Source organism: Paenibacillus marchantiae, assembly GCF_028771845.1.
Taxonomy (GTDB): domain Bacteria; phylum Bacillota; class Bacilli; order Paenibacillales; family Paenibacillaceae; genus Paenibacillus; species Paenibacillus marchantiae.
In genome coordinates this window covers 4,608,185-4,622,799 of record NZ_CP118270.1, presented here as the reverse complement: position 1 = coordinate 4,622,799, position 14,615 = coordinate 4,608,185, and the positions used below count along the sequence as shown (strand labels likewise).

12 protein-coding genes are annotated in these 14,615 nt (G+C 46.5%); 1 reads left to right on the top strand and 11 read right to left on the bottom strand.

Annotated features, from left to right (window positions below):
- Positions 1 to 123: 123 nt before the first annotated feature.
- Complete coding sequence (locus PTQ21_RS20975; protein WP_244552079.1) at positions 124 to 1,032, bottom strand: ArsR/SmtB family transcription factor; 909 nt, start codon at positions 1,030 to 1,032, stop codon at positions 124 to 126.
- Between the two features lie 158 nt (positions 1,033 to 1,190).
- Positions 1,191 to 2,450, bottom strand: a complete 1,260-nt coding sequence (locus PTQ21_RS20970; RefSeq protein WP_240321333.1) for a hemolysin family protein — start codon at positions 2,448 to 2,450, stop codon at positions 1,191 to 1,193.
- 438 nt (positions 2,451 to 2,888) lie between these two features.
- Here PTQ21_RS20970 and PTQ21_RS20965 point away from each other — a divergent pair, with 438 nt between their 5' ends.
- Positions 2,889 to 4,745 carry an alkaline phosphatase gene (locus PTQ21_RS20965; protein ID WP_211754037.1) on the top strand — a complete coding sequence of 619 codons (1,857 nt, stop codon included), beginning with the start codon at positions 2,889 to 2,891 and terminating at the stop codon, positions 4,743 to 4,745.
- 166 nt (positions 4,746 to 4,911) lie between these two features.
- On the opposite strand, the gene PTQ21_RS20960 is transcribed toward PTQ21_RS20965, so the two are convergent.
- From PTQ21_RS20960 to PTQ21_RS20920, 9 genes are all read right to left on the bottom strand, one after another.
- Positions 4,912 to 6,483, bottom strand: a complete 1,572-nt coding sequence (locus PTQ21_RS20960) for a sigma-70 family RNA polymerase sigma factor (protein ID WP_274567008.1) — start codon at positions 6,481 to 6,483, stop codon at positions 4,912 to 4,914.
- Between the two features lie 215 nt (positions 6,484 to 6,698).
- On the bottom strand, positions 6,699 to 7,190 hold the full coding sequence (gene gerQ, locus PTQ21_RS20955; RefSeq protein WP_063563951.1) for a spore coat protein GerQ: 492 nt from the start codon (positions 7,188 to 7,190) through the stop codon (positions 6,699 to 6,701).
- Between the two features lie 18 nt (positions 7,191 to 7,208).
- The gene (locus PTQ21_RS20950; protein WP_063563952.1) at positions 7,209 to 7,631 is read right to left on the bottom strand and encodes a cell wall hydrolase; all 423 of its coding nucleotides are present in this window, start codon (positions 7,629 to 7,631) and stop codon (positions 7,209 to 7,211) included.
- A gap of 160 nt (positions 7,632 to 7,791) precedes the next feature.
- Entirely contained in the window at positions 7,792 to 9,477 is a 1,686-nt protein-coding gene (locus PTQ21_RS20945) for a hypothetical protein (RefSeq protein ID WP_244552078.1), read from the bottom strand.
- A 204-nt stretch (positions 9,478 to 9,681) separates the two neighbouring features.
- The gene (locus PTQ21_RS20940; protein WP_274570540.1) at positions 9,682 to 10,431 is read right to left on the bottom strand and encodes an SDR family NAD(P)-dependent oxidoreductase; all 750 of its coding nucleotides are present in this window, start codon (positions 10,429 to 10,431) and stop codon (positions 9,682 to 9,684) included.
- Positions 10,432 to 10,614: 183 nt separating this feature from the next.
- Positions 10,615 to 11,007, bottom strand: a complete 393-nt coding sequence (locus PTQ21_RS20935; protein WP_062319566.1) for a DUF2500 domain-containing protein — start codon at positions 11,005 to 11,007, stop codon at positions 10,615 to 10,617.
- A 213-nt stretch (positions 11,008 to 11,220) separates the two neighbouring features.
- On the bottom strand, positions 11,221 to 12,270 hold the full coding sequence (locus PTQ21_RS20930; protein WP_274567006.1) for a collagen-like domain-containing protein: 1,050 nt from the start codon (positions 12,268 to 12,270) through the stop codon (positions 11,221 to 11,223).
- Positions 12,271 to 12,717: 447 nt separating this feature from the next.
- Complete coding sequence (locus tag PTQ21_RS20925) at positions 12,718 to 12,927, bottom strand: hypothetical protein (protein WP_274567004.1); 210 nt, start codon at positions 12,925 to 12,927, stop codon at positions 12,718 to 12,720.
- A 135-nt stretch (positions 12,928 to 13,062) separates the two neighbouring features.
- Positions 13,063 to 14,340 carry a VPS10 domain-containing protein gene (locus PTQ21_RS20920; protein ID WP_274567003.1) on the bottom strand — a complete coding sequence of 426 codons (1,278 nt, stop codon included), beginning with the start codon at positions 14,338 to 14,340 and terminating at the stop codon, positions 13,063 to 13,065.
- Positions 14,341 to 14,615: the final 275 nt, after the last annotated feature.

Sequence of the window (14,615 nt, the reverse complement as noted above, 5' to 3'; positions counted from 1 at the left end):
TAAAGCGATAAAATAGCCGTATGTTTTGCGCGGATTTCCTGAATAAATTTCAGTTCGTCCACAACAAACATACGGCTGCATCAGAGGAATACTTTTTTTCTAAAAACCACATTTTGATAAACGTTATTGCTCCAAATAATTCATGACATTCGGTAAAATTTGCTCCAGTGCATGAAGACGAAGTGAATACTCAACCAGGCTCTCTCCTTCAAAATGAGCATAGACCAACCCTGCTCCACGAAGCTTGGAAAGATGGTCATGAGTAATTCCTTTGGAGAGCTTCAAGTGACGAACAATTTCTATGAACGAACGCGGTCCCTGATGCAGAAAACGCATGATTTTCAGTCGGTTCTTCTCTCCCAAGCTGCGAATCACACGCAAATGATGGGTCGGAATATACTCATGGTCTCCCATATACAATCTGGAGGAATAATGGCACAGCAGAGTATCCCCAAAATGCAGGATGACATTTAGCGGCTGAAAATGAAATTGTGGTACAAGCAGCAGTCTCTCCAACCCCTTTATGTCACGGAACATCAAACCGTTGGTCGCATCGTCGAGTACTTTTTCCTGGGGAGATTGACTTAACTGTTCCTTGCGGTTCAGAACCTCCTGGCGCAGATGTTGTAAGATTACGGGATCAAGCAAGCGAAAATATTGCTCATTCCACCCGGTTAAGACATAGGTCATCTTAGTCTGGAAAGCAGCGATATCATCTGTATACGGGAAGCTGTACCGACTAAAAATGTCATGGAGTTCAAGCACTGTTCGTTGGCTGAACCATTCAATAAAATCCTCCGGCTCCTCCGCTTCCACTTGCAAACAGACAAGCAGATACATCCATTTCCAATCATCATCCACGTTCATATTTTGCAAGACAGCAGCAAGCTCAGGAGTTAGCTGTCCTTCTGTTTCTAGCGCCCAGGCTATGGATAAATCAATCTTTTTATGCGATTTTCGGCAAATATATGTATGCAAACTAGCCATGAATTCAAATACAGACGTAAATCCAACCTCAATGCGATAGCTCAATCTCAACCTCTCCTATCTTGCAAAGTCGTTCCATTATACCCTGTTTGCAGCCGTGCATGCTACGATTATAGGGTAAACAAAAAGCCGCACAGTGAAATATTCCACCGTACGGCTTCTCAATAGACCGGATCTCCTGTCTCCAAAAATAATACCTTGAATCAGGCTCCTTCGCCTTCAACCATCAGTTCCAGCTTAATCACATTCACACGTGAAATCCGCTTATGTTCGGTCTCTTGAATAACAAAGACATATCCACCATACTCTACCGATTGCCCCACTTCTGGTGGGATGGCCTCTACTCTGGAGTATAACCAGCCGCCAATCGTATCATAATCTGCCCGGTCCATATCCAGCCCAAAGCGTTCACTAACCTCTTCAATCAGCATGAGGCCGTCAATGGAATATTCCATCTCATCCACTTTCTCAATTGATGGACGCTCTTGGTCAAATTCGTCCTGAATCTCGCCCACAATCTCTTCCATGATGTCTTCAAGCGTTACAAGGCCGGAGGTTCCTCCGTACTCATCAATCAGGATGGCAATCTGTGTCTTGCTACGTTGCATCCGCTTGAGCAGGTCACTGATGGGAGTGGAATCGGGTACTGCGAGAATCGGCCGAATCACCGAGATGGTATCTGTAAGCTGAGATCGCATCAGGTCTTTAATGTGAATAAAACCGATAATATGGTCTTTGTCACCGTTATAAACCGGATAACGGGTACGCATGCTTTCACTGGCAATTTCCAGATTTTCCAGCATGGACTGATTGGCATTCAGGCAGATCATTTCCGTCCGCGGAATCATAATTTCACGGGCGGTTGTTGCCGTAAAATCAAATATATTATCAACAAGTGCCAATTCAGTATTGTCAATTAAACCGCTCTTATTGCTTTCTTTCATCAGAATGCGTATTTCATCTTCACTATGCGCTGAGTCATGCTCCGAGGCCGGTGCCATGCGAAACACTCTCAGCAGGCTGTTCGCCATACCATTCAATGCCCATATAAAGGGATACATTAATTTGTAAAAGAACGTAAGCAACGCCGCAGACCATAACGTGATCGTCTCTGATTTGCGGATGGCCATCGTCTTGGGAGCAAGTTCCCCGAGTACAATATGCAAAATCGTAATAATAACAAAAGCAATCGCAATGGAAATACCGTGTACGTATACCGGCCCCATTCCAAACGCAGTAAACATGGGCTCTAACAGGTGAGCAATCGCTGGCTCTCCTAGCCAACCGAGTCCAAGTGAAGCGAGCGTTATGCCCAATTGACACGCGGATAGATAAGCATCCATGTTGCGTACAATATTGGAAGCATAAATCGCATTTTTATTACCTGTTTCCACCAAAGCTTCAATCCGGCTACCACGAACTTTGACCATCGCGAATTCTGCCGAGACAAAGAAACCATTCATCAATACAAGCAAAGCAATTAAAAATAAATTTAATATACTCGGTAAGGGGTCACTCAAATTATCATCCTATTCGCCGTCATTCTTCGGCAAATAGGTCCACCTCCTTCGAAAATGTAGGATATTTGCCATTCTGCCGCTCATATGCAGTTTCAACTTCCCAATGCGTTCACCTCCACCTTCTTCTGTAGAATAACAAGGATATGCTTCTTTTATTATATAATTCTACACTACACAGTCAATCCGTGTCCTATGACAACGAAATGATGCATACAGGCTATTTCGTTAACAAATGTACCGAATGCGCAGTTTTTTTTACGTTTTACTAACAAATATATGCATCTTCTTGCGTACGGTTTAACTTTTCTCTTACGCTCAGTTAATCATTCAGCGATATACTTCCAAATAGAACAACAATTTTTGATTCCGGAGGTATGTACATTGAAAAGCCATCATGCTATGAAATGGAATGCTCTACTACTCAGCGCGGCTGTTGCGATCACAGCAGTGCCCTGGCAGGTCAACGCTGAACCCGTATCTGCCCAGCTACAGACGGCCCAGGCCGCATTTACCATTTTACCTATCGACCGTGCTCAGATTCTCGCAGGCCAAAAGCTGGATTTCCGGGTTGAGCTGAACGGTGCCAAGCTGAATTCGAAAGACATTAAAATCCAGGTTAATGGTTTGTCACCGGACAAATACTTCGGCAAGTCCGGAACATGGACAACCAGCACCGACCTGAGTACAGAATACACCATACGGGATGTTGCCTTCAAAGAGAGCGATTCCATTGTGGTAACCGCCGAGACAACTGCTACAGGCAAGCGTACATATTCACGGGTCGTATACCAAGTGTTCGATCCTTCCAAAGACACAGCCACACTGACAAACGGTGAGCAAGCCAAAAATGTCGTTCTGATGATCGGCGATGGCATGAGTGCCAATATTCGTACCGCCGCACGTGTTGTATCCAAGGGTATTAACGAAGGCAAATTCAAGGGTTGGCTGGAGATGGAACAAATGGACGCCATGGGCATGGTCACCACGTCTGGCATGGATTCCATCGTTACCGATTCCGCCAATAGTGCTTCCGCTTATGCAACCGGTCACAAAACAGCTGTAAATGCCGAGGGTGTCTACCCAGACAATACACCAGACCCTTTTGACGATCCGAAGGTGGAAAACATCGTTGAGCTGGTGAAACGGACACGTGGCATGGCTACCGGCCTTGTAACGACTGCGGATGTGACAGATGCGACACCTGCTGCGATGGCTGTACATACACGTAAGCGCGGAGAGCAAGAAGCGATCGCCGGCATGTATCTGAATGAAGCCAATCGACCGGATGTAATTCTGGGCGGTGGACTGGAGTGGTTCCTTCCAGCAGCTGATGGCGGAAAACGCAAAGATGGACGCAATATTGTGGAGGAGTTCAAAAAAGAAGGATATACCTATGTTACAGATGCAACGAATCTGGACAAGTCTGCCTCTACCAAATCATTGCTTGGATTATTCCGCAAAGGCAACATGAACGTATATTATGACCGGGAGTATACTCAACCTAACAATGCAGAAATTGTGGGCAAGGATACCGATCAGCCAACGTTGATGGAAATGACCGACACAGCCCTTCAGGTGCTGGAACAGAACAAGAATGGATTTTTCCTGATGGTCGAAGGTGCATCAATTGATAAACAGGCTCACACGATGGATTTTGAACGTTCCGTATGGGATGCAATTGAATTCGATCAAACGGTTGGTCGGGTTAAGGAATATGCGAAGAAACACCCGGATACGCTCGTTATCGTCACATCCGACCATGGTCATTCCCTTACTCTCAATGGAACTTATAACACGGAAGCCGCCAAAGGTAAATCGGGCGACGAACTCCGTGAATTGATCGGCACATATGCTGATTCCAAGTTCCCGACGTATGTGGATGCAAACGGAGATGGCTTCCCGGATAATCCGGATTCCGAGTGGAAGATTGCTGTTGGCTGGGGCAATATGCCGGATAACAATGAGGACTATCTTGCTAATCCGGTACCAATCAGCCCTACCATTCAGGACCCTAACGTGAAGGACAAAACATGGTATATCGCTAACCCGGACAAAGATCCGGACGGTGTTCACTACACGGGTAACTTGCCTCATGATGAAGGCCAGGAAGTCCACACATTCGACGATGTGCCAATCAATGCCTCGGGACCCGGGTCCCGCCTGTTCTCCGGTTATCTCGATAATACGGATGTGTTCCGTAAGATGGTAACTGCATTGAAGTTGGATGCGTCCAAGTAGAATAACGGTTGAACTAACAAAAGAGTATCCTAGCTCATGCTCAGGCATGGCGGGATACTCTTTTTTCATAATTTTATCTATGATGAGGATTAGCTAGCATGTTTACTTAAAGCTTCGCTTTACTGCTTCTACTAATTTTATTCTGTTTCTGATGCCAACTTATTCTCTATAGGATCACTACGTTCCCATTAACGGTGTCCCAGCGCCACGGCGTGTCTTCCCCTTTGCCAATCTGAAGACCGCCAATCCAAGATGTATCATGTCTTAATAGTGCCCAATCTGCTTCTCCATTCAGCACTTGAATACCGAGTTCGGTCAAAGACAAGACACCGTGACGGAATTCATCATGATGCTGCTGGAAGTTAGGAAAAGCTTGTACACCGCTTAATTGAAGTAAAGCATGAGTTTCCTCCGTCATTCTCTTCAGATGAGCCCAGTACTCCAGATCACCCATTCCCAAGATATGCAATTGATCTCCAACATGCTTGAATAATGGATAAGGGCTATCCACGCCCTCTCTTACGGCCTCCAGTGTGGATTGCTCAATTATGCCCAGTCCGTTCGATACAGAAGGAAGACGGGACAAGTGTGCCTTGAATGCAGCATCTGCAAAAGGAAGCACCGATGTATTTTTCAGCAAGTAGTCCTTGTGATCCTGAATGTCAGAGGATGCATACGCACCCCAAAAATCGCTGCCTGCCTTGATTTCCTCTGCCCCCATCACATGCCAGGTACCTGATAAACGTCCGATCTGTGAGGGTGTAAGTTGCCCAAGTCCCCGAAAATGTTCAATATCTGGATAGGCATCGATGCATAACAGATTCAGCTTTGTATTTTTCAGGTCCTGTTCCTTGAAATAGTGCAGCAAATACGATAACATCGCCTGATCATAGAGGTCATACTCAAACCACAGGACGATCTCTTCGTGCTGATGGAATGACTTAAGCGTCTGCTCAAGTTCCTTAATTTTCAAATATTCAGTCTGTGGGATACCCAAGTGCTGCTCCAAATATTGTGTACGTCCACTTCGATCTTTCTCATTCCTCATATTTCTTGTTATCGGTCCAAATGTATAGAGCTCTCGCCAGACCAGAATTTCACCTTGAATCCCGCTTTGTCTTAATCGATCTGCCGCATGGTCACCATTCATAATGTGAAGCATCCCTTTTCCTCCTTCGTATAGATCACTAAATACTGAAATCACATCGGCCACAGGCAATGAACGTCTGAGCCTGGATCTGGCATCATACAACCGTTTCTTTAGAGCCGGAACATTAACCCCGAGGAATTCCGACATTTCCTTGAGCGAGTAGCCCTGAAAATAAAACAGTTCAACAGCAAGCTGCATGGAAGTTGGCAAAATGGAAATCGAATCTCGCAGGAGACGATGCACCTCTCCTTTCAAAGCCTGTTCTTCAGGGTTATGAGTCTGATCCTCTTCTTGAATAACATCCTGAATCTCCAGGACCGGGACGGTGCCATGCTGCTTACGCCTCATTAGACGGTAACACTGTCTCTCCACGATGACTTTGAACCACCCGGGAAAAGCATCAGGGCTGTCCAGTTTGGACAAATTCGCAAAGGCCTCCGTGAACGCCTCTTGTACTACATCTTCGGCCAGGAATGTATCCCCTAATTTTTGATAGGCGACAGCCAGTGCCATCCCGCGAAATTGCGTCACCAGCTGTTCATATGCCTCGGCTTCGCCCTTGATTGCTCCATCGATCCATTTCTTCAATATGTTTTGCTCCTTCCTGTGCGCTTGCTGCTTGATGTATTTATCTTTAAGTGCCCTGATTTGAGAAAAAGGTTACTTCTGCTTATGTTTAATTTTCTATTTGATTATGCTCTTTATCATCATATAGGAAAAGCTGCCCCGTTTGCGGAATAACATCCGCATTCAAGGCAGCCTCTGTATGGCCGTATTATATTATGTTCTTTTTTCCCTACAGATTAACGTCTGCTCGGTTGTTGCGGATAGTTACCGATCACACCTGGATATTGATACAACAACGGCTCATCGAATGTAGCGTAGTCGAAATTGACCATCAGAAGCATGATCCGTTTTCCGCTGTTCGGGTCACTGATGATGATATGGTCACGACCAGCGGCTTCCAGAATACCTTGGAAAATGCGGGCATTCCACTCTTTGTTGCCTTCGTATGTCATGTAGAATGTTCCACATTTGCCCAGGTTAAGCCGTAAAATATTTTCGATGTAGGATTGTTCAAACTGTGGCGCAGTTGTGGTTACAACTCCACCCGTAGGTGTCATTGGAGCACCGCTTGATACAAGCGGTGGTACGCCTGTGGAGCTAGGTGAAACCATGCCTGGTGTTGGGGACATCATCGGCATACCGTTACCGATTTTATATGATGTTCCTTGAACTTGCGAATTGGCCTGTTGGCCCATAACCTGTGTTGGTTGATAAGGCTGGTTAATCATAATGATTCCTCCCAAAATTTAATATACGGTTGGACAGTCTTCGCCTGTCGGACTGAAGAAACAATGCGCCTTGAAGCGGCCTGTATTTTGCTGGTCATACCACGTTGGCGGACATTCTCCCACCGGACGGAAAAACCACAGGGAGTTGCTGGCTGGCCAGAAGCGTTCACCATTAATGACACGCTGTGCCAAGCGTATTTCCGATTGTCTTGCCCGTTGGTAGAAATATCCCTTTTGCGTAGATTCGAAGCCACCCGGGTTCTGAAACACCATTCGATTAATGTCCCGAATATCACCGAAATCCAAGCAATCGCCGAGCACCCGGTTGACACCCACATTGCCTACAAGCAGCATGCCTTGTTCGCCGTCACCTTCAGCCTCCGCTCTCATCAGTCTAGCGAGCAGCTTGACGTCTTCCGAGTTGGCTTTAATAACAGCCATATCCTGTTTCCTCCCTTGTTGAACCTCTTCATCACCGTATATCGTATTGTGCAGATGCCCATTCGGTGACACGATTTTATCTTTTTCTCATAAAAAAAAGCCCGGAACCTCACCCTATGTGAAGTCCCGAGACATAACATTTCCTATATAACCTGCCTACTCAGGGCTTGGCTTGAATCCAGTAATCGTAAGCATGTACGATATTGCCTTTGTAGGCTTTATACTCACTTAACAGATCGGGAAGCAGTGCCAGCTGGCGTTCCATTTCCGCTGCTCCCTTATCATAAAATGAAATATGTCTACCTTCAAAATTCTCTTTCATCTCGACTGAGATCAACAGTGGTTTACCCAAACGATCCGCAATTTTCATTTCCTGACTGACGACGTCGGCAATTCCATTGGAGCCTTCAGCGATGTTACGGAATGCCATCAGAGATATGTGATCAAGTGTTGTGATCATGTATTCACTGACAGACATGTCTCTTCCCGGTAACGGGAACGTATCTAGCCAAACGGCCAGATCGGCACTCGTTTCGAGATCGCTGTCCTTTTTCGTCTCTTCATGGAAATAAGCAATATTGGCAGCCCATTCGGTCAGCAGCGTATCCCGATCATTTTCCCATTCAGGTAAGGTGTATGGTTCAATATCGAGATGGATTCCCTTAAAACGTTCATCCGGTTCAGATTCGGCGTTATAATTTTTCACATAATCGATCAAGCGCTGTATCCGTGGCCGATTTTCCTTTTTACCCCAGATTGGATGGCCGCCCATGGCATGAACCTCAATACCTTGAGCCTGTGCGCGTTTCACAAAACTGCGATAACTGGAGTACGGTTGATCCAAATCAAGCCGGACGTATAACCAATTGATGTTTTGCTCTTTGGCGAACTCCAGAATGTGATCTCCACCGTCATTCGTAACTTGAGAAGCCTGCCAGATATAGGTTCCCCGGATTTCCGGTTGATTGGATGGATTCTCCGGTAATGGTACTTCCTCTGGCTCCAGCTGCCCCCAGTACACGATGTCATGCACAGCTGAACCTGCGTAGGAAGCATGATCTGTGAATGCAGACGCCACTTCCTTTATGACACTCTCCAATTGCGCAGCGCCTTTTCCGGCAAACGTCGTGAACTCTTCCCCAGGCATAGGCTTGGTATTTACCCCAACGGTAATAGAACCATTTCTGGCGTCAGCCCATATCATTTCCTGTTCTACCAAACGTATAATTCCATTGTTTCCTTGCGCGCTGTCACGGTAAGCGAGCAGCGTAATATGATCAAATTGTCCGATAAACCAGTGTGACAACGACTCGTTATCCGCATCGTCAGTGGTTCTGCTACCCGTCACCGTGTAAGAATCCAGCCAAAAAGGCAAGTCAACATTCACTTCAACCGCCCCAGCCTGTTTCACCTGTTCCAGCAAGAGCTTCATATTGACAACCCAGGATTGGACCAGCGGCTTAGCATCTTCTTTCCACTGTGGCAGTACATAAGGTTTGATATCCAGGTGAAGGGCGTCAAATCGCTCTTCCGGCTTTGCAGCGAGGTTATAATTACTTACCCAGGACGCCAGTTTGAGCATTGGACCTTCACGACCACTCACTGCCCATGACGGATCTCCGCCCAGAGCTTCAACTGCAATTCCAGCCTTGCTGGCTTTGGATATAAACGTATGATAGACATCCTCTGACAGATTCATATCCACATTCACATACAGTCTGTTAATCTTATGTTTAGCTGCATTGTCCAGCAGCTCGTTTCCTCCATCACTGACAGATTTGGCCTGCCATACCCAGGCTGCTCTTATATCTGCGTCAGCCTCAGCAGTAGATTCAAAGCCTGTCATTATAATCCCTCCAATCAGCAGTAATAGCCAAAACACTTTCCGGGATGAGTTCCCGAACATATTCTCCCTCCATTCCTGTACTGTGGTAAAATCACATTTATTATAGCAACCGAGTTACCAAAAACAAATAAGCCCAAGTGCTTAACTTGGGCTTATTTCTGCTATGTTTTCAAAAGTTTACAATTGACCGGAGAAATCCCGGTACTAGTCCTCATATATCATTTTTCGGGTCATGCCCCCGTCAATAATCAGGTTGGTCCCTGTGACAAAGGTATTGCTCGGATCGGACAAATATAAACAAGCGCGGGAGATATCCGAAGGAACACCTACACGTCCTGCCGGGTGCTGTTCATGGTCCTCTGGCTTCAATTTCTCCACATTTCCTGTCTCAATCCATCCCGGACTGATACAATTGACCCGAATTTTGTCTTTACCCAAGGATACGGCCATCGCATGTGTCAACGCCACGATAGCTCCCTTGGACGCAGCATAGGCCTCTGTTTCTGGCTCTGACATCAACGCACGTGTTGAGGCCATGTTCACAATTGCTCCACCATTTTCGTTGTGCTTCATATGTTTGGCCGCTTCCCGGCTTGCGAGAAAGCAACTTCGCACATTGGTATTGAGTATATCGTCCCACTCTTCCAGCGTTAGCTCATAGGGAGACTTCCATCTGGAGACACCCGCATTGTTTATGAGCACATCAATCTGTTTGAATTCATCCATTGTCGTTTGAATGAGGTTCGTTATATCCTTCTCTTGACGTATATCACACTGGACAAAGATGGCTTCTCCGCCTTCATTGCGAATCGAAGCTGCAGCTGCAGCCCCTTCCGCTTCCTGATAGTCGGCAAGTACGACTTTAGCCCCTGCAACCGCATAGGCCTCAGCTACACTTCGTCCGATTCCTTGGGCTGCTCCCGTCACAACCACAACTTGATCTGTAAATGACATCATCATTTCCTCCTCTATTGGGATGGTCCATTCATTACATAAGCCTACATCAACTCACCGAATATGGACCATAAATTGAATAAAGTCTCTTCTTATATAAAAACACGTTAGCCCCATTAAGAAACGCTTGTCCATAAAAGAAATTAAAAAAAGCTTACGCCACTATGGCGCAAGCCAGCCGGTTTATCCGCGTACACGCTCTGAATACAAACGATTGTAGCGTTCAAAGCCTACATAACGCGTTCCCTTGAAAGAGAGTCGACCTTCATCTCCCTCGGCGCACAAGCCGTACTCATCACCATTCACCTTGAATTCGAGACGATCCCCGCTCTCCACTTCAAATGTGATGTAATAAAGCGTACGGGCTGTACTTCCTGGTTCGGAGTGCGACTGACTCATCTGCATTCTCCTGCTGGTAATCCGTGAAGGTACGGTAAGCAGAGGCTCTGAGTTATTACGACCCCATCTCCATACTTCTTTCCCTACCGACAGAAGAACGATACCTATAATCAGGACAAATACTACCGGAAAGACGGTTCCAAAAAAATCAAACATCCAGGATGATTCAATGCCCATGTCTCTCCCCTCCGTTCATCAAACCTAGGACAGCCGGAGTCTTGACCCGTCTTCTGTAATATATATGCACGTTAACACGGAACTTGTTATTCGGATCCAAATCCAATATGTATTAACATATCAATGCTGATCTTCCTAATGAATTCCTTGGCACCAACTGGGATAGCGCCTTGATGAATGAACGTTATCCCAGTTGAAGTACCTATCCCCTCTCTATGCTAATTGAGTAATAACCAGATGTGCCGATACAGGTCTTGTTCCGCCGGCAAGGGGGGTCATGGTTAGTGCCGTTGATTCTCCAGCTGGATTTCGTACAGTCAGTATGGAGTTAATTACTGTTGTTTGCACGATAGCCATCCCAGGCATTTGCGTTGTACCTGTTGCCCGACCGATTACGGTATAGGCGAGATCAGCGCCATTGAGTGTCAATATAAGTTGCCCAGCCTCGTTCATACTTCCTTGAAACAATACAAGATAGGAGCCTATTGCTGCTAGATTAAATGAGCTAGGTCCGGTACGAGTAATTGTAGTCCCGCTTGTAGGCCCATCTTGCGGAAAACTTACATCCGTGCCCGGAGCAACCGTTGCAGCATTGTCTGGAGGCATCAGCGCAAAGAAATCAGCAAATCCCAGAACGCCTCCGACTGCACCTGTAGCTCCAGTAACACCCGTTACTCCTGTGACACCTGTTGGACCTGCAACACCAGCTGCGCCTGTCGCTCCGGTAGGCCCCGCTGGACCTGCCAATCCTGCAGCACCCGTGGCTCCCGTGGCTCCCGCTGGACCTGCCACTCCAGCTGCGCCTGTCACTCCGGTAGGCCCCGCTGGACCCCCCACTCCTGTAACACCCGTGGCTCCCGTGGCACCTGCTGGACCTGCCACTCCAGCTGCGCCCGTGGCCCCAGTCGCACCGGGAAAGCCTTGCGGTCCAATAGCGCCAGCTGGGCCCGGCACACCCTGAGGTCCTTGTGGACCCACAAGTCCTTGTTCCCCAGGAATACCCTGCACGCCCATCGGTCCGGCTGGACCAGCCAGCCCCTGTGGACCCATGGCTCCCGCTGGTCCAGGTTGACCTTGAGGTCCTTGTGGACCTGGAGGGCCTCCGGCCGGACCCTGAGCTCCAGGTGGTCCTTGCACCCCTTGCTGTCCTTGAATTCCCTGTGCGCCCTGAGTACCTTGTGGTCCTGTTGGACCAGTGACCGTAGGCGTAATAATTTTCACTTTAGGTGGCGGACATTTTACCTGAACTATTTTTTTAGCCACCCTCACTTTGCAATCTTTTCTTTTAGATTTGCAAGGATATGCCGTTACCTTTTTTCTCTTAGATCGCTTCTTATCTTCTGAACTGCTCATCGTGTGGACACCTCCCTATAGACATAGTTTAACGTACGTATGTGGTTAGTTTGGGGTATGGACGAAAAACCATATTCAACTAAACTACAACCTATATTTAGGAAAAAGAGGCTATTAACATCGTAGATTAGCCCGATTATAGATGACTAAAATTAAAAAAAGACTCTGATCGTGATAGTATATAGTTTTGATTTATTATGTTTTAACCAATTATGTATCTTTCTCTTATAAATTTCTTTTGTGATTTGATTCCATAATCAAGAGGAAATCCGCTCAAAAAAGAAACATCCCCGCTTGGAGATGTTTCCTAACAATCTGACTGTTATATTCAGAACACTTAATATTCTTCCTATGAGTCTACGCGTACATCAGATTCATGAATCCGCGAGTGACTTCTTCACCATCCGCTTGCTCCGGTTCATCTGCCTGTGCGTGCTTCGCCATGCAGGCTTTGACTTCTTCCTCGGTGGTACAACGGTTGGCATCATCACATGTGTAGCATAATTGGAGCATGTATCTGGTTAACTCGTCCGCCTGCGTGAATTGAGCTTGTTCATTCGTTCTCATGTTCATCACTCCCATCTCTTCTTGAATTCAATATAACATCATTTGAAGGGATTTATTGTGATTTATTTCACAAAGTAATTAAAATGAAAAGAAACCCGTAGGTTCCTTTTCTTAAGACGTTTTATTCGAACGCAATTATAGTACTTTCCAACGCACACCGCCGTCTATGGTTTGCAGCAACAGTGACCTTTTGGCATCTGTATTTTCGACCAAAATCCAGCCTAGTTTCGAAGAAACCATTTGGAGCTTGACGATCTCAGGGTACTCTTTAAGAATGTTTTCCAGTACTTCACTTGTAGGAAGTGCTTTCCAAGTCTTGCCGGCATCTTTCGTGTAATAAGTCTTGCCTTTCTGCATGACCCAGCCTTCCAAGGGATTTAGAAATGTAGGAGTCAGACCGCGATTGATTCCGGTTTGTTTATTCAGACTGAACGTTGATAACTGCCAGCTCTCTCCGCCATTTGTTGTAAAAAACCCGTTGAATTTAGTGCTTTCCCCTTGAGAACAGGAGATCGACATCCAGGCTGTTTGAGCTTCCCGTCCAAAAAACTGTGGCGAGCTGATGTTAAAATTACCACATCCGTTAAATTTGTTCCGGTCAAAGAATGACGGGCCCGACTTCCAATGTTGGCCACCGTCCGCTGTAACGTACAATTTCGGCGTACCGAACTCTAGAGCGGTCAAGAACCCGTGATCCGAGTCCGAGAAAGTCATCCCCGTGGAATAACCCCGTGTAGGGATCTCTGCAGATGCTGGTTTACCATCTTCGTCACTCGAAGTCATCTGATTCCAGGTAATACCGCCATCTTCGGTAAGATACAATTTCTTGTCTTGCTTGCCAATGGAAGTATCCACAGTTGTCAGTATCCAGCCTTTTTCAGGAGAAACAAATGTAATGGCCGTCACTTTATCCGTCTTCGATAAGGAGGACAGACTCCAACTCGCTCCACCGTTATTCGTGCGCAGCACCATCGTATCTGTTCCGCCCATTCCTTCACGAACAATCCATCCATGTGTACTATCTACAAAATAAATGCTTTGTCCATATTGCGGATTAGCCGGAAACTGAACATTTTCCGAAGGTGAGATGTTGGTCCAGGTACTTCCCTGATCCTGAGTATAATACAGACGCAGGGCGTTCCGCGTCACTCCCCACGCTAATCCACCGTTACCATTAAGCAACTGGAAATCGGTTAAACGGGTCTGAATTTGATATTTGGCTGTATCCGCAGCTTGTGTACTGTTTGCGGGAGGAACAACAGTTAAGGTCTGGCCCATATTCCCGTTATCTTCTTGCTCCTGCGGCGGTTCTGCCACCGGGGTCTCTCCCGAATCGGTGCAAGCCGCCAGCAGAGCAGCTATACCGATAGACAGCAATGCTGTCTGCGCGATTTTGATCCATTGCGAACGCAAGTGGTTTCCACCTCTCTCATCCAATAAGCAGGCGCGCATGCCTGTCCATTCATGTTGTTTTTACGATTCATCTGAATCCACTGCTCCTATTCTACCACAAACGATGTCGAAAAGGTTCATCTCCACTCTCTGGAAGCAGACAGCGATCATTTACTGAATCTGTTTCTTGTATAAAACATAAACCGGGTTTTCGACGAAATCTTCCGTAAAAAGACATGAAATGTGAAAAAGTTTATAGACATGGCTCGCTTTTCGCACACTTATCCCTTAATATG

Coding starts and splice junctions, on each gene's coding strand:
- gerQ (WP_063563951.1), bottom strand. CDS start 7,190: ATGATTAACCAGCCTTATCAACCAACACAGGTTATGGGCCAACAGGCC.
- PTQ21_RS20925 (WP_274567004.1), bottom strand. CDS start 12,927: ATGAGAACGAATGAACAAGCTCAATTCACGCAGGCGGACGAGTTAACC.
- PTQ21_RS20935 (WP_062319566.1), bottom strand. CDS start 11,007: ATGGGCATTGAATCATCCTGGATGTTTGATTTTTTTGGAACCGTCTTT.
- PTQ21_RS20950 (WP_063563952.1), bottom strand. CDS start 7,631: ATGGCTGTTATTAAAGCCAACTCGGAAGACGTCAAGCTGCTCGCTAGA.
- PTQ21_RS20940 (WP_274570540.1), bottom strand. CDS start 10,431: ATGTCATTTACAGATCAAGTTGTGGTTGTGACGGGAGCAGCCCAAGGA.
- PTQ21_RS20945 (WP_244552078.1), bottom strand. CDS start 9,477: ATGACAGGCTTTGAATCTACTGCTGAGGCTGACGCAGATATAAGAGCA.
- PTQ21_RS20970 (WP_240321333.1), bottom strand. CDS start 2,450: ATGAATGGTTTCTTTGTCTCGGCAGAATTCGCGATGGTCAAAGTTCGT.